Source organism: Peijinzhouia sedimentorum, from assembly GCF_049340005.1.
Taxonomy (GTDB): Bacteria; Bacteroidota; Bacteroidia; order Cytophagales; family Cyclobacteriaceae; genus CAXBDP01.
Genome location: NZ_JBMPIY010000007.1, coordinates 160,639 through 179,550, shown reverse-complemented (window position 1 = coordinate 179,550; position 18,912 = coordinate 160,639). Strand labels below are relative to the sequence as shown.

At 38.0% G+C, this 18,912-nt stretch carries 18 protein-coding genes; 9 read left to right on the top strand and 9 right to left on the bottom strand.

The features are described 5' to 3' along the window. Positions 1-16 precede the first annotated feature (16 nt). The 3 genes from ACOXY8_RS11490 to ACOXY8_RS11480 are packed head-to-tail and all read left to right on the top strand — an operon-like array spanning position 17 to position 2,798. Positions 17-1,564 carry a GH3 family domain-containing protein gene (locus ACOXY8_RS11490; protein WP_458331739.1) on the top strand — a complete coding sequence of 516 codons (1,548 nt, stop codon included), beginning with the start codon at positions 17-19 and terminating at the stop codon, positions 1,562-1,564. Then, positions 1,555-2,211: a LysE family translocator gene (locus tag ACOXY8_RS11485; protein ID WP_458331738.1), complete on the top strand. Its 657-nt coding sequence runs from the start codon at positions 1,555-1,557 to the stop codon at positions 2,209-2,211. The genes ACOXY8_RS11490 and ACOXY8_RS11485 overlap by 10 nt, the downstream gene beginning before the upstream one ends. Further along, the gene (locus tag ACOXY8_RS11480; RefSeq protein WP_458331737.1) at positions 2,208-2,798 is read left to right on the top strand and encodes a DUF6992 family protein; all 591 of its coding nucleotides are present in this window, start codon (positions 2,208-2,210) and stop codon (positions 2,796-2,798) included. The genes ACOXY8_RS11485 and ACOXY8_RS11480 overlap by 4 nt, the downstream gene beginning before the upstream one ends. Before the next feature lie 18 nt (positions 2,799-2,816). On the opposite strand, the gene ACOXY8_RS11475 is transcribed toward ACOXY8_RS11480, so the two are convergent. From ACOXY8_RS11475 to ACOXY8_RS11465, 3 genes are read right to left on the bottom strand one after another with little or no spacing between them, the layout of a single operon-like run. Then, the gene (locus ACOXY8_RS11475; protein ID WP_458331736.1) at positions 2,817-3,866 is read right to left on the bottom strand and encodes a vWA domain-containing protein; all 1,050 of its coding nucleotides are present in this window, start codon (positions 3,864-3,866) and stop codon (positions 2,817-2,819) included. After that, a complete protein-coding gene (locus ACOXY8_RS11470) occupies positions 3,859-4,746 on the bottom strand; it encodes a hypothetical protein (protein ID WP_458331735.1) in 888 nt (295 codons plus the stop codon). The genes ACOXY8_RS11475 and ACOXY8_RS11470 overlap by 8 nt, the downstream gene beginning before the upstream one ends. Further along, complete coding sequence (locus ACOXY8_RS11465) at positions 4,739-5,617, bottom strand: DUF58 domain-containing protein (protein WP_458331734.1); 879 nt, start codon at positions 5,615-5,617, stop codon at positions 4,739-4,741. The genes ACOXY8_RS11470 and ACOXY8_RS11465 overlap by 8 nt, the downstream gene beginning before the upstream one ends. A 54-nt stretch (positions 5,618-5,671) precedes the next feature. On the opposite strand from ACOXY8_RS11465, the gene ACOXY8_RS11460 reads away from it, so the two are divergent. Both ACOXY8_RS11460 and ACOXY8_RS11455 read left to right on the top strand, forming a co-directional pair. Continuing rightward, positions 5,672-6,013, top strand: a complete 342-nt coding sequence (locus tag ACOXY8_RS11460) for a DUF4296 domain-containing protein (RefSeq protein ID WP_458331733.1) — start codon at positions 5,672-5,674, stop codon at positions 6,011-6,013. A gap of 12 nt (positions 6,014-6,025) precedes the next feature. Then, on the top strand, positions 6,026-8,419 hold the full coding sequence (locus ACOXY8_RS11455; RefSeq protein WP_458331732.1) for an endonuclease MutS2: 2,394 nt from the start codon (positions 6,026-6,028) through the stop codon (positions 8,417-8,419). A 5-nt stretch (positions 8,420-8,424) separates the two neighbouring features. Here the strand turns inward: ACOXY8_RS11455 and ACOXY8_RS11450 are convergent, their stop codons facing one another. The 6 genes from ACOXY8_RS11450 to ACOXY8_RS11425 form a co-directional block, all read right to left on the bottom strand. Then, entirely contained in the window at positions 8,425-8,910 is a 486-nt protein-coding gene (locus tag ACOXY8_RS11450; RefSeq protein WP_458331731.1) for a hypothetical protein, read from the bottom strand. Positions 8,911-9,196: 286 nt separating this feature from the next. Continuing rightward, positions 9,197-9,820, bottom strand: coding sequence for an ABC transporter ATP-binding protein (locus tag ACOXY8_RS11445; protein WP_458331730.1), 624 nt, complete (start codon positions 9,818-9,820; stop codon positions 9,197-9,199). A gap of 11 nt (positions 9,821-9,831) precedes the next feature. Next, positions 9,832-10,611 carry an acyl-ACP--UDP-N-acetylglucosamine O-acyltransferase gene (gene lpxA / locus ACOXY8_RS11440; protein WP_458331729.1) on the bottom strand — a complete coding sequence of 260 codons (780 nt, stop codon included), beginning with the start codon at positions 10,609-10,611 and terminating at the stop codon, positions 9,832-9,834. After that, a complete protein-coding gene (locus ACOXY8_RS11435) occupies positions 10,608-12,002 on the bottom strand; it encodes a bifunctional UDP-3-O-[3-hydroxymyristoyl] N-acetylglucosamine deacetylase/3-hydroxyacyl-ACP dehydratase (RefSeq protein WP_458331728.1) in 1,395 nt (464 codons plus the stop codon). Before ACOXY8_RS11435 ends, lpxA begins: the two co-directional genes overlap by 4 nt. Before the next feature lie 24 nt (positions 12,003-12,026). Then, the gene (gene lpxD / locus ACOXY8_RS11430; protein ID WP_458331727.1) at positions 12,027-13,052 is read right to left on the bottom strand and encodes a UDP-3-O-(3-hydroxymyristoyl)glucosamine N-acyltransferase; all 1,026 of its coding nucleotides are present in this window, start codon (positions 13,050-13,052) and stop codon (positions 12,027-12,029) included. A 73-nt stretch (positions 13,053-13,125) separates the two neighbouring features. Next, positions 13,126-14,352, bottom strand: a complete 1,227-nt coding sequence (locus ACOXY8_RS11425; RefSeq protein ID WP_458331726.1) for an HD domain-containing protein — start codon at positions 14,350-14,352, stop codon at positions 13,126-13,128. A gap of 52 nt (positions 14,353-14,404) precedes the next feature. On the opposite strand from ACOXY8_RS11425, the gene porX reads away from it, so the two are divergent. The 4 genes from porX to ACOXY8_RS11405 all read left to right on the top strand — a co-directional run bounded on the left by porX (position 14,405) and on the right by ACOXY8_RS11405 (position 18,845). After that, positions 14,405-15,964, top strand: a complete 1,560-nt coding sequence (gene porX / locus ACOXY8_RS11420; protein ID WP_458331725.1) for a T9SS response regulator signal transducer PorX — start codon at positions 14,405-14,407, stop codon at positions 15,962-15,964. Positions 15,965-15,977: 13 nt separating this feature from the next. Then, entirely contained in the window at positions 15,978-16,400 is a 423-nt protein-coding gene (tsaE, locus tag ACOXY8_RS11415) for a tRNA (adenosine(37)-N6)-threonylcarbamoyltransferase complex ATPase subunit type 1 TsaE (protein ID WP_458331724.1), read from the top strand. Further along, the gene (locus ACOXY8_RS11410; RefSeq protein WP_458331723.1) at positions 16,393-17,619 is read left to right on the top strand and encodes an alanine dehydrogenase; all 1,227 of its coding nucleotides are present in this window, start codon (positions 16,393-16,395) and stop codon (positions 17,617-17,619) included. Before tsaE ends, ACOXY8_RS11410 begins: the two co-directional genes overlap by 8 nt. Before the next feature lie 83 nt (positions 17,620-17,702). Next, positions 17,703-18,845: a serine hydrolase domain-containing protein gene (locus ACOXY8_RS11405; RefSeq protein WP_458331722.1), complete on the top strand. Its 1,143-nt coding sequence runs from the start codon at positions 17,703-17,705 to the stop codon at positions 18,843-18,845. Positions 18,846-18,912: the final 67 nt, after the last annotated feature.

Genomic DNA, 18,912 nt, shown 5'->3' with positions numbered 1-18,912 from the left:
AAAAATGAATTAAAAAATGGTCATAATCGGAAACTTACTGAAAAAGGGAATCAGGCTGAGAGATAGTATTCAGCAGGAATTTTCCACACCGTTTGATTTGCAAAAATCTACCCTCAGAAAATTGATGATTAAGGCACGTCGAACGCAATTTGGACAGCGATATTCCTTTTCAGAAATTCTCAAATCTTTTCGAAATACCAAGCAAGAAATGTTTTATGAGAATTTCAAAGAGAAAGTACCAACTTATGATTATAGTACGATCTTTAAAGAATGGTGGCACAAAACGCGGGAGGATGAAAAAAATGTATGCTGGCCCGGACAAGTTAAATACTTTGCGCTCAGTTCCGGCACTTCAGAAGCAACTTCTAAATATATTCCTGTAACTCGCTCTATGATGAAAGCCATTCAGCGAACGGGTGTAAGGCAAATTTTAAGCTTATCGAAATTTGATTTGCCAGCAAAAACCTATGAGAAAGGGATGTTAATGCTTGGTGGCAGCACTGAGTTAAATAGGCATGGAACCTACTTTGAAGGTGATTTAAGTGGAATTACCACTGGGCAATTGCCATTTTGGTTGCACTTTTTTTACAAGCCTGGTCAACGTATAGCTCGAACCAAAGATTGGGATTTGAAACTCAATGAAATAGTACTAAAAGCTAAAGATTGGGACATCGGTTACCTGATGGGTGTTCCGGCTTGGATTCAGATCTTGATGGAGAAAATCATTAAGCACTATGAGGTGGATAATATCCATGAAATTTGGCCAAATTTAGAAGTATATGTACATGGTGGAGTAAGCTTAGAGCCTTACAGGAAGAGTTTTGATAAGCTTCTTGGCCGACCGATTACATACATTGAAACCTATCTGGCATCGGAGGGTTTCATCGCTTTTCAAGCATTACCTGATCGTAAATCGATGCGACTTGTACTCAACAATGGTATTTTTTACGAGTTTGTCCCTTTTACTTCCCGCAATTTCGACGATGATGGGCAGCTAGTTGCAGATCCAGAAACTTACATGATTCACGAAATTGATGAACAACAAGAATATGCTTTGCTTATAAGCACTTGTGCAGGAGCATGGCGGTATTTAATTGGTGATACTATTCGATTCGTTAATAAATATGAAAGTGAGATAGTAATTACAGGTCGAACCAAACATTTTTTAAGTCTTTGTGGAGAGCATCTGTCTGTGGATAATATGACTAAAGCAGTAGAAATGCTGGCTGAGGAATTTGATATTTCGATACGAGAATTTACCGTAGCTGGCGTGCCTTACGATTCACTTTTTGCACATCATTGGTATTTGGCATGCGACGATGTGGTAAATGCAGATCAGCTTCGGGATCGCCTCGATCTATATTTGAAGGAATTGAATGACGACTATGCCGTTGAAAGAAATGCAGCTTTGAAAGAGGTATTTGTAACCCTATTGCCAACGCAGACTTTTTATGATTTCATGAAACAGCGTGGAAAAGTTGGTGGTCAGAGTAAGTTTCCGAGAGTGCTGAAAAAACAGATTTTGGAAGATTGGAATGCCTTTTTGGCGGATAAATGGAAGTAGTAATAAGCGGAATATTGTTTGGCTTATTACTATCGGTGATGATCGGCCCAGTGTTTTTCTCGCTTATCCAAAGCAGCGTGGAAAAAGGTTTTATAGCTGGAGTAATCATGGCTGTTGGTATTTTGCTTAGCGATGCTTTTTATGTATGGCTCACCAATTTTAGTCTACGTGGCTTGATCGACCACCCGCGTTTTTCCTTTTACCTAGGATTTGTAGGAGGCGTAATTATGCTAGCTTTTGGGGTTTACAATTTTTTTAAGCCAATTGCCAAGAAAGGTATCAAGCAAGTACGAATTGGGAAGTCACTAGTAATTAACCAGTTCTTAAAAGGTGTTTTTTTGAATGGTATCAATCCTTTTGTTCTGCTTTTTTGGGTAGGAATGGTCAGTTTTGTGTCTATCGACAGAGGGTTTGGACAAGAGCATAAATTCATTTTTTTCATCACTTTATTGTCAACAGTATTTATTGTTGATATCGGGAAATCGTATTTGGCGCACAAGCTACGGAGCCTTATTACTAGTCGGTTAATCCTGATTTTGAACAAAATTGTGGGTCTAGCACTTTTTGTGTTTGGGTTGAGGTTGCTTTGGTTTGCATACAACAATTATGTGGTGGTTGATTTAAGTGCATTGAATTTATTCATGTGAAAAAGTTTCTAGTAGTTTTATCTGTGATGTTTTTGTTGAGTTTTTCACTTTTTGCTCAAAGTGAGCTGAAGGGTTTTAACGAAAACAGACTTAAAATCACCAAAACTGGAATGTACACTCTGGGTGCTTGGGCAGTAGGGAATATGGCTGTGAGCGGAATTGCGCTGGGAAATACAGGAGGTTCGCAAAAGCATTTTCATCAGATGAATATTTATTGGAACATTGTAAATCTTGGATTAGCAGGTTCTGGATTATATTCTGCTATTACGGCTGATCCTGCTTCATTTGATTTGGCTGCAAGTATAAGTGAGCAAGCCAAAATGGAGAAATTGCTGCTGTTCAATGCAGGTTTGGATATTGGTTACATGGCAGCAGGATTATGGATGCTGGAGCGATCTAAAAACCTGAATAATAATCCTGAATTATGGAAAGGCTTTGGCAAAAGCGTGATTTTGCAAGGAGCATTCCTTTTCGTTTTTGATCTGGCTTTATTCACTATTCTGAATACTAACAGTAGCACAGAATTAATCCAAAACCTGCAAATTGGAATGGCATCGAATGGAATTGGAATATCTTATAAATTCTGATTTAGCTAAAGGATCCAATCAATCTCTGAGGATATTACTCATGAAGGTGGACTTGGTGAAAATGAATGCTAACAAAAATAGGACTGCCCATTTCAGATAATTGCTGTAAAAATCCTGAGTATCTCTATAGCGAGTTTCAATGATTTCAGCTTTTTCTAATTGATCAATCTCTTCAAATACTTCCTCCAAACCGCTATTATCATCCACTCTATAAAATTTGCCATTACCAATTTGCGCTATTTCCCTTAATGTAGTTTCATCAAGCGTATTTTCTACATAGCGAGGACGACCGAAAAAGTCGGTACCAAATGGCACTCGACCTTCTTTGCCAATAGCTACTGCATATATTTTGATGTCAAAAGCAGAGGCAAGATTTGCGGCTGTTAATGGATCGATATTTCCAGCAGTATTGTCACCATCACTTATCATAATCATCACTTTAGACTTCGCTTTAGATTCACGAAGTCTATTGGTTCCTACGGCAATAGCACTACCAATTGCTGTTCCCCTCGATTCAATCATTTCAAAATTGATATCTTCAATGTAAGAATTTAGTAAATTATAATCTGTAGTAAGAGGCGAAAGAGAATATGCCTCTCCTGAAAAAATTACTAGACCAATTCTATCTTGGATGCGACCATTTACAAATTCTTGTGCAGTTTGTTTGGCGGCTTCCATTCTATTTGGCTTGAAATCCTCAATCATCATCGATTCCGAAATATCAACCACCAACATTATATCAATTCCTTCGGTGTATTGATCAACACGCTCATTTGTCCGTTGCGGCCTGGCAAGTGCTACAATTATCAGAATGGTGGATAGCAAAAAGAAAATCCCTGGAAGAAATCTCAAATACCTAACAGGAGAAGCTTTTATGTCTTTATCTACCAATGAAATCGCAAGACTTTGTTTTCTCCTACGAAGGAAAATCCATCTTAATAAGAATAGAAAAGGAATGAGAATAAGTAGATATAAGAAAAAAGGCATTTCCCATTGAAAGCTTTTCAGCACACTTGGGCTAAACCATTCAAGCGAATACCATGGTATAGTTTGCTCGTTCTCAATCATTTTTAATGGAATTTACCTTTTGTTGATATTGATCGATGGATACTTCCTCCATTATTTTAAAAGCAAGGTCGAGGTCTTCTCCTTTAATCCTTGCATAAATTGCTCTATCTACTGCCTTTAAAGCTTTATCCAATCCATTCACATTTACGATTTTTAGAATTTCGCGGGTGGTGAGTTTTGTGAATGGAGCTTTTTCCAATGTCTCCAGATACTTTTTCCAGATGAAGAGAAGCTTTTCAGTTTCTTCCAAATTAGCTCCAAATGCGGCGTCAGGTTGTAATTTTCTGTATTTGTTCAAAAAGATTTTATGAGACTTAGTCAGTCTGCGGATGGCAAACCATTTTCTAATTCTCTTGCCAAATATAATCCAAACTGCAATTAGCGCTGCGGTTAGCAAAAACAAGCCAGCCAAAAGGTATGGGTAATTAAAGGCCGTTTTCACATTTCGATAAAAGGTATTCTCCTTGAAATCAAGCGAATCAGGTAATTGTGTGACTACTTGGATGAGAGATATTTGGCTGTAGTCAGTGTAAAGGGTTGTAGTGTCTCCATTTGGTTTGCGCACTTTTACGGGTAACCTCAATAGCTGTATTTCATCTAGCTCGTAGGTGCTTAAATAGTAAATTGTGCTATCTGTACTAAGGCTATCTGTAACGGTAGGAAAAAATATCCTCCCGCTGTATTCGAATGGACTATAGTTTCCCAAACTATCTGGGAATAGGACTTGCCAATCTCTGGGATATGTAAAACTTAGCGAATATGGGATTTCTTCACCCACTCTAGCGGAATCCACCTGGAAAGAGCCTTTGGGCTTATATTCCTGCGCAACGGCTAGTTGGCTAAAGGCACTAATAGCAATAAGCAATAAGAGTCTAAGCACTTTTTCTAACCCTATTTCTGATTTTAAATAATTTAATTAATGCGGGCACATAGTCATCTGCAGTATTTACTGGTAGGTAATCTGCCTGATACCTGCGACCTATATCTTCTAATTTCTGACGTGTACCATCTAATGTGTTCGATAGGTTGTTACGGAAATCTTTGCTAGAAGTATTCACCCAAAGTGTTTTTCCACTTTCTTTGTCAAGCAAAGGTACTAAACCCAAACTAGGCAATTGAGTTTCTCTATTGTCGAATAAGTGAATCATCACCAAATCATGTTTTCTTGCAAGTGCTTTCAGATCGTCCTCGTACTTCTCGTCTATAAAATCAGATATAAATATTATGACACTTCTTTTTTTACAAACTTGGCGTGTGAAACTGATAGCTCCTTTTAGGTCTGTTTTTTGCGAATGTGTTTGCATGCCAAATAATGAGTAAACCATTTTGTATCCATGCCCAACTCCCTTTGCAGCTTTGATAAACAATTCTTTCTGATCACTAAAGCAGATAAGCCCTGTTTGGCTTCCTTCTTTGATGGCGCTGAGGCTAAGTACTCCACAGATCTCTCTTCCGATGTCAAGTTTTTGTTTGCCAGGCTGCCCGATTTCTTGGGAGCCACTCACATCCAAAACGAAAAAAACGTTTTGCTCTTTTTCTTCACGGAAAGTTTTAATATATACTCCATGGCCTTTTGCAGATACATTCCAATCGATAGAACGTACATCATCACCATATTGGTAGGGTCGCACATCATCGAATTCCAATCCCGAACCTTTAAAAACCGAACGAAAGTCGCCTTGCATTTGGTTATTAATAGCCTTACGGATTCTGATTTCGTACTTTTGAAGTTTCTTGAGTATTTGCTTCATCAATTTATAATCCAATCAATCTTTAAAATTAGGGCGATTTAATTAATTTCAGACGTGAAAAAGATTTTTTTAATTCTCATTACACTGGCGGTCATTGGATGTTCCTCAAAGGAAAATATTCCTGAAAAGCTTCTGACCAAAGAACAGATGGTTATGCTACTGATAGACATGCACATAAGCGAAGGTAAAGCCTTTGCTATGAATGTGCCACAAGACTCCTCTAAAGTTTTATCGGCCATTTTTGGAAATGAAGTACTTAGAAAACATAATATCAGTGAATCAGTTTTCATTGAAAATTATAACTACTACCTGCTCGAAATCGAAGAAATGAACAACATATATCGTGCCGTGGTAGATAGTTTAAACTACCGTCAAAAAACCCTACAAATAGATTAGTTTCCTTCATTCATGCTACTTCCATCAACTATTGAAAATAAGCTAGGCTTTGATAAAATTCTGGAGCTGATTAAGCAGGAATGTCAAGGCCCTATTGGAATTCAGTTTGCTGAAAATCTCAAATTTTCTCGCGATTTTCAATATGTAGTTAAGTTGCATTCTCAGACTGAAGAGTTTTTAAATATACTTCGAGCTGGCGAGCCCTACCCAACAACCGCTTATAAGGACATGAATTATGCTCTCAAAAGAGCGGAAATTTTTGGAAGTTATCTGGATGAACAGGATTTTCATGAATTGTCGAAGGGGCTTATTCTTTTAAAGAATAGTCTAGATTTCTTTGTAAAGCGCCAAGAGGAATTTCCTGAGCTCTATGCGCTAGGTAAAAATTTGGTAGTGCCTGATGATTTCTTGAGAGAACTGGCAAGATGCATTGATGATAGTGGGCAGATGAAAAGTTCTGCGACACCAACATTAGCAAAAATTCGCAGTAATATCTCCGCTTCGCAATCTAGAGTGAGAAAAGTACTGGACAGTGTAATGCGGGAGGCAAGAGGCAAAGGTTATGTGCCTGAAGATGCCACTTACACTATCCGAGGCGGGAGAATGGTAATTCCCGTGCTATCTGAGCATAAGCGACATCTCAAGGGCTTTATTCACGATGAGTCGGCAACAGGGCAAACGGTGTATATGGAGCCAACTGCTGTGTTGGAATTGAATAATGAGCTACGCGATTTAGAACTTCAAGAGAAAAAGGAGATCATTAGAATTCTGATTTCTTTAACAGATCGCCTAAGACCACATACAGTAGATTTGCAAAATGCTTATAAAGTTTTAGGTCTGTTAGATTTTATAAGAGCCAAAGCAAGGTTCGGGATTAAAGTAAATGGAATCTGTCCTGAAATTGAAAAAAGGCCTTGTATTTCGTGGAAAAACGCTACCCACCCGCTTCTTTTCCTAGCGCATAAATCATTGGGAAAAGCCATTGTTTCACAAGATATTGAATTAGATTCTCACAATCGAATTTTACTAATTAGTGGGCCGAATGCGGGAGGTAAGTCTGTTACACTCAAGACAGCGGGATTACTTCAATTTATGATTCAATGCGGTATCCCGGTTCCACTTGGAGATGAATCCGTTTCTGGCATTTTCAATCAAATTTTCCTAGATATTGGAGATGAGCAATCGATTGAGAATGATTTAAGTACTTACAGTTCGCATCTTACTTCTATGAAGATGTTTATTGAATTAGCAAATAAACGGACGCTTGTTTTGATAGATGAATTTGGAACAGGAACGGAGCCAGAATTTGGTGGAGCAATAGCCGAATCCATATTGGAGGAATTGAATAACCGAAAGTCTTATGGAGTAATTACCACCCACTATGCAAACTTAAAAGAGCTTGCAGAAAAAACTCCTGGTATCCGTAATGCAGCCATGCAGTTCGATCTAGAGAATTTGGAGCCACTTTATAAACTCCAAATTGGAAAGCCGGGCAGTTCATTTGCCTTAGAAATAGCTGGGAAAATTGGCCTTGATGCTGAGGTAATTGCAAATGCTAGAAGAAAAATAGGCAAAGAGCGAGTGAACTATGACAAAGTACTCATCCGTCTTGAAAAGGAAAAAGGAGCCGCTGAGCGATTGAAAAATCAACTAACTGCCACTGAGAAGAGATTAGCTAAAAGTAGTGAAGAATACGAGTCTCTAAAAGCATATTTGGAGATTGAGAAAAAGAATATCATTAACCAAGCCAAGGAAGAAGCAGCTTTATTGCTGAAGAATGCTAATCAGAAGATAGAAGCCACAATTAGAAAAATCAAAGAGGTCAAGGGCGAAAAAGAAGCAACAAAAGAGATTCGAACTGAGCTCAAGAGCTTTGAAGAGACGATTAAGCCAAAAGAGAAGAAGACTAAAGTCATTAAAAAGCAGCAAGTTTTTACAGGGCCAATCCAGTCTGGCGATATCGTAGAAATTGCAGATTCAGGTGCAATAGCTCAAGTAATGACTGTGAAAGGTAATAATGTAGAGGTAATGATTGGCCAACTCAAATCGAATGTGAAATTGAGTAGATTAAAGAAAGTTGGAGCGGTGGCAAAAAATACCAAATCGGAGGTGAAATCAGGCTCAAATAAATCAGGAATCAATTATGCATCTGAAATGGCTGAATTCTCAGCACAGCTCGATTTGAGAGGTAAAAGAGGAGAGGAGGCAATGCCGGATTTAGATCGCTTTATGGATAGAGCGTTACTTCTCAACCAAAATGAGGTAAGGATTTTACATGGCAAAGGAGATGGGATTTTACGTCAACTGGTGCGCAGTCAACTTAAAAGCTTGTCTTTTGTGAAATCAATGAGGGACGAACACGCCGACTTTGGTGGAGCCGGCGTTACAATTGTCTCACTTAAATAATTTGATTAATTGGAAGTAAGTGTAAATACGTACCTGCCATTAATAGCTTCTATCCTCCCGCCAGTACTAGCAAGCTCAAAGTCTATTGTGAGAGTCATTTGAGTGCCAGCAGAATTCAATCCCGAAACGGTGGCAATCGTATTTTGATTGCTGTCAAAGATCAATGAATTCAAATTCCCATTGTTAAAGGCCCAATTTCCAGAGCTTTGAAATACAGGTGAACCAGTATTGGTACTATAAGTTTTTGCCGTTCTGAATGTGATTGAAAAGGCAGATGGATTATTGTAGGTTTCAGATGGTGCACCATTAAAGGTAATAGCTGTAGCTGTCCAAGTTTTAGCACTTGTTCCAGCAATTTTGGCTACTTGTAATTCCTCTGCTGTTGGTTGTGGTTCCGGATCAGGATCTGAACTGCCGCCACCACCACACGATGAAAATATTGCAACTGATAAAAGGAGTATAATAAAGTTAAGCCAATTAGTTTTTTTCATTTTCGTAAATTCAAGTGTTAAATAAAGCACAATTCAATATACATCCCTAATTGGGATATATTTATTGAAGCTTTTTATGGAGAATTAAATTTGTGGAGCTGGTTCTACAGGTTTCGGACCGGTGTTTTCACTGTTGCCAGCCCAGCTGCAACTCGATACTGTTATGCTTAACGCAATAAGCAAAAAGAAAATTGTTATTTTGTTTTTCATTTTATCTTAAATATGACATTACTTAATTGGCTCACAAATTAAGAAACGTTCTCAATATTGATTAGTTTTTCTGACTCTAATTCTTACTAAATTCGATGATATCCAACTTCCCATCACACATTTGATATTCCTGCAGTTGATTAGAGCCAATGAGGATTGTTCGATTTGATTTCCAATTCTCAATAAGCTTCAAATACATCTGCATTCCATTTTCATCTAAGTTACTTGTTGGCTCATCAAGAAGTAATAATTCCGTATCTGAAAAAAAGGCCAAACCAAGCTTAAGACGCTGTTTCATGCCTGATGAATAATTCTTTATAACCTTACCTCTTCCTTTTTCTAAACCCAATATTTGGATTACCTCATCTGTGTCATTTATTAAAGGGCCATTTTTGAACTTAAAGTGGAATTTCCAGATTTCTTCTAACGTAAGTTCTTCGATTAGCTCCATATATGGAGCTGCAATTGATATTTCCCTATAAATATTTTCAGATGAAATAATTATTCCTCCAGAGGAGTAATTTATTTTTCCGCTGGTAAAGGGCATTTGCCCAGAGATAATTCGTATTAGTGTGGATTTACCACTTCCATTAGGTCCTACAATTGCATAGATTTTATTAGATAAAAACTTGTAATTCAATTCATGAAATATCCATTCACGGTTAAACCTTTTGCTTAAATCAGTTAAATGGATTTCCATCAAGAATCAGATTATTTAGAGTATCCTTTCATGATACCTCGATCAGATTCTCTGAAAAAAGTTATTATTAAATCTCTCTCCCGAGAAGCAGGCAATTCTGTTTCAACAGCTTCAAGTGCTTTTGAATTATTCAAGCCTTTCAAGAATAAAAATCTATAAATTTCTTGAATCTCATTAATGGTTTCATTGCTAAATCCTCTTCTTCGTAAGCCGATAGAATTGATCCCAGCATAGCTAAGTGGTTCACGTCCTGCTTTGATATAAGGTGGGACATCTTTTCTTACTAAGCTTCCGCCTGACACCATAGAATGAGCACCTATTTTCACAAATTGGTGAACAGCACTTACGCCACCAACAATGGCAAATTCATCAATAATTACATGTCCTGCAAGCTGAACTGCATTAGCTAAAATGCAATTATTGCCAACTATACAGTCGTGGGCGATATGCACATAAGCCATTAATAGACAATTGGATCCAATGGATGTTTCAAAACGATCTTTTGTTCCTCTGCTAATGGTTACACATTCTCTAATGTCAGTATTATCGCCTATTTTCACATAGGTTTTTTCGCCATCAAACTTCAAATCTTGAGGTGTAGAAGCGATTACTGCACCTGGATATATTTTACAATTTTTGCCAATTCGTGTACCATTAAAAATGGTGACATTCGAGCTTATCCAAGTTCCTTCGCCTATTTCTACATCACCATGTATCGTTGTAAATGGCCCAATGCTTACATTTTCAGCGATTTTCGCACTGGGGTCTATGGATGCTAATGGATGGATCATTGATCTTTCTTTACGATTCTAGCTGTCATTATTGATTCGCAAACGAGCGTCTTTCCTACATAGGCCATGCCTTGCATGCGGGCAATTCCTCTTTTTATTGGGTCAAGCAGTTTGCAATGAAAAATAATTGTGTCACCCGGGATCACCATTTTTCTGAATTTACAGCTGTCAATTGAAAGGAAGTACGTCCAATAATTATCAGGGTCAGGTACAGTAGATAATACTAAAATGCCTCCTGTTTGCGCCATTGCTTCAACTTGTAATACGCCTGGCATTACAGGGTTATCTGGGAAATGTCCTTGGAAAAATGGCTCATTAATCGTCACATTTTTCACTCCTGTTACAGATGTTTCGTCCAAATGGATGACTTTGTCAAGCAAGGCAAATGGATATCTGTGCTTTAAGGTTCTACTTATGGCTGCAATGTCCATCACAGGTGGGAGGGATGGGTCATATTTAGGCGCCTTTTTACCTCCCGCATTTTCTCCCATGCGTTTTAGCTTTTTGGCAAATGCTACATTGGCAGCATGACCCGGGCGGGCGGCTAATATTTGTGCTTTTATGGGTCTTCCTACCAAAGCCAAGTCACCCATCACATCTAATAGTTTGTGGCGAGCAGGCTCATTTTTATGTCTTAAGTCGATATTATTTAAAATACCTTCCTTTTTCACTTCAATTTTCGGCTTATTAAAAAGCTTAGCTAAACTTTCCAATTCGTGATCTTCCACGACCCTATCTACAATCACAATAGCATTGTTGAGGTCGCCTCCACGAACAAGATTGTTTTTGTGGAGCATTTCTAGTTCATGTAAAAAGCAAAATGTACGACTGGAAGCAATCTCATTCGTAAATTCTGTGATGTCATTCAAACTAGCATGCTGAGAACCCAAAACTGGTGAGTTGTAATCCACCATTACAGTAACGCGGTAAGTGTCGAGTGGTAAAGCAGCAATTTCCACTTGGCGAGCAGGGTCTCTGAAGAAAATACTCTCCTCTACTTCAAGGAAATTTCTTAAAGCACTTTGCTCTTGAGTACCAACCTTGTTGATTGCTTCCACAAACATTCTGGAGCTGCCATCCATAATTGGTGCTTCTGGAGCATTGATTTCGATCAATACATTATCGATCTGAAGACCTACTAGAGCAGCCAAGGTATGCTCAATTGTGCCAACTCTAGCTCCGTGTTGTTCTATTGTCGTTCCTCTTGAGAGATCTACCACATTGTCCACATCGGCATCGATGATTGGTTTTTCTGGCAAATCCACCCGCTGGAATTTAATTCCATGGTTAGGAGGAGCTGGCATAAAAGTCATTGTGCAGGATAAGCCTGTATGAAGACCCACGCCCTCTACACTCACAGGTTCTTTGATAGTGTGCTGTTTTACGTTCATTATATTGTTCTCAACCGATGGGAATTATTTATCTCCCTTTTCAAGTTTGGTGATTCGTTCTTTAAGTTCAGGTAAATTTCGGAAAATACTGTAGGATCGCAAATACTGCTTATGTTCAAAGGCTGGTGAACCCAACCAGACGGTATTTTCTTCTTCTACATTCTTCATCATGCCAGACTGAGCGGCAAAAGAAGTTTTGCCTGCAATATGCAAATGCCCCGCAATTCCAACTTGGCCACCAAGCACACAATTGTTGCCTAATTTGCTAGATCCTGATATGCCTGCTTGGGCAGCTATTACTGTGTTGGCACCAATTTCTACATTGTGCGCTATCATTACTAAATTGTCAAGCTTGCAGCCTTTGCGAATTATAGTTGAGCCAGTTGTTGCACAATCTATTGTCGTATTGGCTCCGATAGAAACATTATCTTCGAGGATTACATTGCCCAGTTGTGGAATAGTCTTGTAGGTGCCATCTGATTGTGGAGCAAAACCAAATCCATCGCTACCAATTACAGCTCCGGCATGTATTACGCAATTTGATCCTATTACAGATCCCGGATAAATCTTCGCTCCCGCAAATATTATAGTGTTGTTTCCGACAGAGACATTCTCGCCGACCCAAACCTGCGGATAAATCTTAACATTCGACCCTATAGTACAATGATGACCAATATAAGAAAATGCACCTCTGAAAATTCCTTCACCAATGTTTGTTCCAGTACCTACAAATGAAGGCTCTTCAATGCCCATTTTCTCTTCCTTTATCATTTTCTGATATTCCTCTAATAGTTTAGAGAAAGCAGAATAAGGATCCTCAACCCGAATTAAGGTTGTATTAATTGATTTTTTAGGTTTGAAATCATGTTTAACAATTACAGCTGATGCATTTGTGCTATATATATATTCTTCGTATTTGGGATTAGCGAAAAAAGCAATTTCACCCTCCTTTGCATTTTCTATTTTTCCCGCAGTATGGATTGTTGCTTTAGGATTGCCTTCTACCTTTCCAGAAATCAAAAAGGCAATTTGTTCAACACTTATTTTCATAGTAAGCGTGTTTTGTATAAATCGCTGATATTCATTTTGTTAAATATCAGTGAGAATCTTGAATGTCAAATTTTTACAAAGTTAGGTTTTTAGCCCAGCAGATATAGTTTTTCTTTACGATTTTACTCAGAGCTTGGATATTAGGTAAATCTGCCGCATCAGCAATATCTATAATGTTTCCCTTTTTAGTTAAGATATAAATCCTTTGTTGGGACATATAAGCTGAATTACTAATACTTCCTTCATCGTAAAAGTACTTTATATCTGCTTTAGCAATACAAAGTTCATTCTCCAGTTTAGTTTTTATCTCCAACTTTTGTTCATTACTGAATTCTTCATTCGAAAGTTTTACTTTGAATAATTTTCGTTTTAAAAGACAGTTTGCTAATGTGTTCAGAATCTTATCCTCATGAGATTGCCACATCTTAATAGCTCCCCAAATGTCGAAGTCGTCCAAATTAGCAAAATGACTCAAATAATTTGGCTGACTTTCAAAGTCCTTTTGCGAAACATTTGATTTTAGGAATATCAACAAACTCTCACTTCCAATTAATTCCACCCCCTGTTCACAAAGATATTTAGCTCGATTAATCAAGCTAATCAACATCCTTTCTGCACTTACTGAAGTTTTATGCAAATAAACCTGCCAATACATGAGTCTTCGAGCATTCAAAAAATTCTCAATGCTATAAATACCCTTTTCTTCCACTAGTAATTGATCATTACGGACATCAAGTAACTTGATGATTCTTTCTGCACCAATTGTACCTTCGGAAACACCAGTAAAGAAGCTATCTCTTTTCAAGTAATCAAGCCTGTCGATATCTAATTGGCTTGCGACGAGCTGGTTAAAAAAAGTGCGTTTGTATTGGTTGTTGAAAATCTTTACAGCCAAATCTAAGGCTCCATCAAATTGAGTATTGAGCTCGTTTATTAATAATGAGGAAAGTAATTCGTGCTGAATATTTTTGAGTAAGCTAAATTCCAATGCATGCGAAAACGGACCATGCCCGATATCGTGCAGTAAAATCGCAATTAAAGCTGCTTCATATTCTTCATCGCTAATTTCATTTCCTTTGTCCCTCAAATTGTCCAAAGTGATCTTCATCAGGTGCATAGCTCCAATCGCATGATGAAATCTGGTATGTAATGCACCGGGATATACATAGTCGGTTAAACCGAGTTGCTTAATCCTGCGTAACCGTTGGAAGTAAGGGTGTTCGATTATATCAAAAATCAATTCGCTTGGAATGGAGATAAATCCATAAACAGGATCATTAAAAATTTTTTTCTTATTCAAATTGGAGCCCGAATTAAGGGTTTTAATGTAACTTGGGACTTAGTAAACAACTATGCAAAGATATAATATTTTGTGGGCAGATGACGAGATAGACCTTCTGAAACCACACATCCTTTTTTTAACTGCCAAAGGCTATGATATTACCCCAGTAAATAGCGGCTCCGATGCTCTGGCATTAGTCGAAAAGCAAAATTTCGATCTTGTTTTTTTAGATGAAAATATGCCTGGTATGTCTGGTTTGGAGACTTTAACTTATCTCAAAAATATGAGACCTTCTTTACCTGTGGTAATGATCACAAAGTCTGAAGAAGAGTCAATAATGGAAGAAGCAATCGGATCTAAAATTGCCGATTATCTGATAAAGCCGCTTAATCCAAATCAGATTTTACTTTCAGCAAAGAAAATTCTGGAAAACAAGAGACTGGTTAGCGAAAAAACCAATATGGGTTATCAGCAAGATTTCCGAAACCTAAGTATGGCATTCGACGATCACTTGAGCCCAGAAGAATGGGCTGATATTTACAAGAAGCTAGTTTATTGGGAATTAGAAATTGATGAGACCGAAAATAAAGGAATGGCTGAAGTTCTTGAAATGCAGAAGGATGAAGCAAATACAAAGTTTACTAAATACATAAAGGAAAACTATGAAGATTGGTTAGACGAAAAAAATTCTGATAAGCCCTTACTTTCTCACAAACTGATGCGGGAGGTTGTTTTTCCTAAGCTTGAACCGGGTGAGCCTCTTTTCTTTATTGTGATAGATAATCTCAGGTATGATCAATGGAAAGTAATTGAACCAGTAGTTTCTCAGTATTTCAATATAGATGAGGAAAGCTCTTATTATTCAATCTTGCCAACCACCACAGCCTATAGCCGTAATTCAATTTTCTCTGGCTTATTGCCATTGGAGATGGAAAAAAAGCATCCGAATCTATGGGTAGGTGAAGGCGAGGAAGATGGTAAAAATATGAATGAAGAAGCATTTTTAGCCGAACAATTGAAGCGAGAAAAACTCAATATTAAAATGAGTTACCATAAAATTATTCATGTTAATCAAGGCCGTCAATTACTTGATCAATTCAATAATCTCTATAATAATGATCTCAATGTGCTGGTTTTCAATTTTGTGGACATGCTTTCACATGCCCGTACAGACTTGCAGATGATTAGAGAATTGGCAGCAGACGAATCAGCTTATCGCTCACTTACCTTATCCTGGTTTGAACATTCACCACTTTTAGAGGCTTTGAAAAGAATTTCTGAAAAAGGGCATAAATTAATAATCACTACAGATCATGGGACTATCCGAGTGAAAAAACCTTACAAAATCATTGGGGATAAAAATACAAATACCAATTTGAGATATAAGCAGGGCAAAAATCTTGGATATGACAAAAGCGACAAAGTGCTTACCGTCCCTAGACCAGATGATTTCCAATTACCTAAAATGAATATTTCAACTAGCTATGCTTTTGCTACTTCGGACTATTTCTTCGCTTATCCCAATAATTATAATTACTACGTTAATTACTACAAGGACACATTCCAACATGGAGGAATTTCGTTAGAGGAAATGATAATTCCTGTTATTTCTTTATCTTCGAAAAAATAGACACAATTCTAAGTTGAAGATAATTTGTAAGGATTTAGCAGAGCTGGATAACACCGCTCTCAAAATCATTAATCATATCGGTTCGAAAGGAATTTGGCTTGTGGAAGGTCAAATGGGAGCTGGGAAAACTACTCTTATAAAAGCACTTTGCAAAAAGCTGGGAGTTAGGGATACAGTGAATAGTCCAACATTTTCTATTGTCAACGAATATGAAAATGGTGCTGGTGAGCCTATTTATCATTTTGATTTCTACCGTATTAAAAACATAGAAGAAGCAAAGGAGCTCGGATTTGATGAATATTTGTACTCAGGGAACTTGTGCCTAATTGAATGGTCATCTTTAGTAATGGAATTAATTGACACTCCTTATTGGAGAATAGATATTCTGGTAAATGATGATGACAGTCGTATTATAACCTTATCGCAAAATGACTGAGAAGAGCATAAAGAGTTCCGCCATATTCACGCCTAGTGAAAGTTATATTACACAAGAAAAACTCTTGGAAGTAAAGCCTCAGAAGGGAAAATTAACCATAGGCATTCCGCGCGAAACTGCATTGCAAGAGAATCGGGTAGCACTTACACCAGAAGGAGTTAAGGTATTGACACTGAATGGTCATAGAATAGTGTTTGAAACAGCTGCTGGGCTCACAGCTAAGTTTTCGGATAGAGAATATAGCGAGGCGGGAGCACATATTGTTTACTCCGCAAAAGAGGCTTTGGAAGCAGATGTCGTCTTAAAAGTAGAGCCTCCAACAATAGCTGAAATTGAAATGATGCAGCATGGTAGCACGCTTATATCTGCTATGCAAATGGGAAATCTCAGCGCCGATTACCTCGAAGGAATTTCCAAGAAAAAAATTACTGCTGTCGCTTATGAATTGATTCAAGACAAAGTAGGTGGAATGCCACTTGTGAGAGCAATGTCTGAAATCGCTGGAAGTATGTCTATGCTTATTGCATCTGAATATTTAAGCAATGTGAAAAGCGGACAAGGAATTATAGTAGGTGGAATCACAGGTGTGCCACCAACCAACGTACTGATAATTGGAGCAGGTACAGTTGGTGAATTTGCAGCTCGTACTGCATTAGGCCTTGGAGCAGAAATTAGAGTTTTTGATAATCACCTTTATAAGTTGAGAAGAATCAGGCATTTGCTGGGACAAGGTATTTCTACATCAACAATTGATTCAATCAATTTGGGTAAAGCCTTGAGAGAAGCGGATATTGTAGTTGCGGCATTAAGAGCCGAAAAGGGGAGAAATAGAATTGTGATTACCGAAGAAATGATTGCAAGTATGAAGTCTGGTTCGATTATGATAGATGTGGGCATAGACCAAGGCGGTTGTGTAGAGACATCCGAAATTACTACTCATGAAAAACCAGTTTTTGTAAAGCATGGAGTAATCCACTATTGCGTGCCAAATATCGCCTCTAGAGTAGCCAGAACAGCAACAACAGTAATAAGTAATATCTTTGCGCCAATACTTTTACAAGCTGCCGATAATGGTGGAATTAATGAATTCATCCATACGCATAAGTGGTTTATGAAAGGCATATATATGTATAAAGGCACACTTACCAATGAGCCTTTAGCCCAAAAATTCAATATGAGATTTAAAGATTTGAGTTTGCTATTAGCGGCTAGGTATTAAATGAAAATATTTTTCCTCCCGCTCACATTGTATTGATTGTATATCTACTCGATTTTGTGGTTCTTTTTCAAAATTTTACTTATATGAGAAAATCCTTAACCTTTATTTTAATATTCTTTAGCTTTTATATAGCTCAAGCTCAAAGTGTTTATTATCCCGAGCGTTTCGAATGGCAACGTAGAGAGGCTTCTGAACTTGGTTTCGATCAGCAAAAGTTGAATGAAGCAGTAATATTTGCTCAAGAAAATGAAATTAATGCCCCAAGAGATTTAAATATTTATCTCAATGGCAGAGTAGGTGAGCCTTACAATGAAATGGTTGGTCCGGTAAAGCCGCGTGGACCAATGTCGGGCTTGGTGGTGAAAAATGGTTACATAGTTGCCGAGTGGGGCGATTTGGAAAGTGTGGATATGACCTTCAGCGTTACCAAAAGTTTCCTGTCAAGTGTGGTAGGCGTAGCTTATGATAAAGGCCTTATCCGCAATGTTAATGATAAAGTAAAGGCATACTCTCCTTATGGTGAGTTTGACTCAGAACATAATTCTAAAATAACTTGGGATCATTTGCTTAGACAAACAAGCGACTGGGAAGGTACCCTTTGGGGTAAACCAGATTGGGCAGATAGACCTGCAGGAAGAGTTACAGAGGCAATTATCAACAGAGAGAGATTTGAACCGGGTACTACATACAAATACAATGATACTCGGGTAAATGTACTTGCTCTGGCCGCATTGCACGTTTGGCGTAAGCCGCTGCCAATGGTTCTTCGAGAGCATGTAATGGATCCAATTGGTGCGTCAAATACTTGGCATTGGGAAGGTTACCACAATTCTTGGGTGAATATCGACGGCATCGAAATGCAATCAGTAAGTGGTGGAGGCCATTTTGGTGGTGGGATGTTTATAAGCGCTTATGATCAAGCACGCTTTGGCTACTTAACCCTGCGAAACGGCAAATGGAAAGATCAACAAATTCTTTCAGAAGAATGGCTGGAAATGGCCAGAACACCAACTCCTGTGCAAGACGACTATGGGTTTATGAATTTCTTTTTAAATACAGGTAAAAAAAGAATGCCTGCGGCACCAGAATCCGCATTTTTTCATTTAGGTGATGGTGCAAATGTGGTGTATGTAGATCAAGAAAATGATTTGGTAATTGTATTGCGTTGGGTGAATTCCGGTAGAATGGGCGATGTAATTGGCAAATTCTTAGAAGCTCAAAACTAAAATATAGAAAGCGGGAGGATCACAAAACTCCTTTTACACCATATTAAAATGGGAGGCGAATACATTG

Coding starts and splice junctions, on each gene's coding strand:
- ACOXY8_RS11490 (WP_458331739.1), top strand. CDS start 17: ATGGTCATAATCGGAAACTTACTGAAAAAGGGAATCAGGCTGAGAGAT.
- ACOXY8_RS11485 (WP_458331738.1), top strand. CDS start 1,555: ATGGAAGTAGTAATAAGCGGAATATTGTTTGGCTTATTACTATCGGTG.
- ACOXY8_RS11475 (WP_458331736.1), bottom strand. CDS start 3,866: ATGATTGAGAACGAGCAAACTATACCATGGTATTCGCTTGAATGGTTT.
- ACOXY8_RS11465 (WP_458331734.1), bottom strand. CDS start 5,617: ATGAAGCAAATACTCAAGAAACTTCAAAAGTACGAAATCAGAATCCGT.
- ACOXY8_RS11455 (WP_458331732.1), top strand. CDS start 6,026: ATGCTACTTCCATCAACTATTGAAAATAAGCTAGGCTTTGATAAAATT.
- ACOXY8_RS11450 (WP_458331731.1), bottom strand. CDS start 8,910: ATGAAAAAAACTAATTGGCTTAACTTTATTATACTCCTTTTATCAGTT.
- ACOXY8_RS11445 (WP_458331730.1), bottom strand. CDS start 9,820: ATGGAAATCCATTTAACTGATTTAAGCAAAAGGTTTAACCGTGAATGG.
- lpxA (WP_458331729.1), bottom strand. CDS start 10,611: ATGATCCATCCATTAGCATCCATAGACCCCAGTGCGAAAATCGCTGAA.
- ACOXY8_RS11435 (WP_458331728.1), bottom strand. CDS start 12,002: ATGAACGTAAAACAGCACACTATCAAAGAACCTGTGAGTGTAGAGGGC.
- lpxD (WP_458331727.1), bottom strand. CDS start 13,052: ATGAAAATAAGTGTTGAACAAATTGCCTTTTTGATTTCTGGAAAGGTA.
- porX (WP_458331725.1), top strand. CDS start 14,405: ATGCAAAGATATAATATTTTGTGGGCAGATGACGAGATAGACCTTCTG.
- ACOXY8_RS11410 (WP_458331723.1), top strand. CDS start 16,393: ATGACTGAGAAGAGCATAAAGAGTTCCGCCATATTCACGCCTAGTGAA.
- ACOXY8_RS11405 (WP_458331722.1), top strand. CDS start 17,703: ATGAGAAAATCCTTAACCTTTATTTTAATATTCTTTAGCTTTTATATA.